Origin of the sequence: Citrobacter sp. Igbk 16 (assembly GCF_028069755.1) — a bacterium.
In the GTDB taxonomy this organism is placed as follows: Bacteria; Pseudomonadota; Gammaproteobacteria; order Enterobacterales; family Enterobacteriaceae; genus Citrobacter.
Map to the genome: position 1 here is coordinate 1 of NZ_JANEWJ010000093.1, position 488 is coordinate 488.

Consider the following 488-nt stretch of genomic DNA (forward strand, 5'->3'; position numbering starts at 1 on the left):
ATTTAATTTATCTTGATGCATTCTTCATTCTTATCGCACAGCAATAAGCTCCATTTCTCGACACAGCCCATTACGTCGATTGTCTTCTATCAATTCTACATTTGTAAATCCAACATTAGATAATATATCGATAAGATAATCTACAGAAAACATATTATAATGAAAATCCCCTTCGTAATCTTGAGCCCCGTATGTGACTTTACGTAAATCTTCAAAACTCATTATGCCTTGCACATAGTCATTTATCATGCTATTTGCGTCTGGGGTCACTATTCTTAAAACACCACCTTTCTTCAATTTAGAAAGCCAGTTAGGGAGTATTACTCTACTGAGTTCAACTTCTGTAAAATGTTCAATTAAATGTGCACTATATATTTCGTCTAAACTTTGGTCGTCAAAAAACAAGTTTCCAGCATCACAAATAACATCAATGCCTGGCAATTGCCTTGCATCTACATTAATATACCCTTCTGGTTGAACATGCCCAC

At 34.8% G+C, this 488-nt stretch carries 1 pseudogene; it reads right to left on the reverse strand.

The annotated features are described in order from the left end of the window. Positions 1 to 30 precede the first annotated feature (30 nt). A pseudogene (locus tag NNO03_RS22500) lies at positions 31 to 488 on the reverse strand (hypothetical protein); the annotation flags it as partial.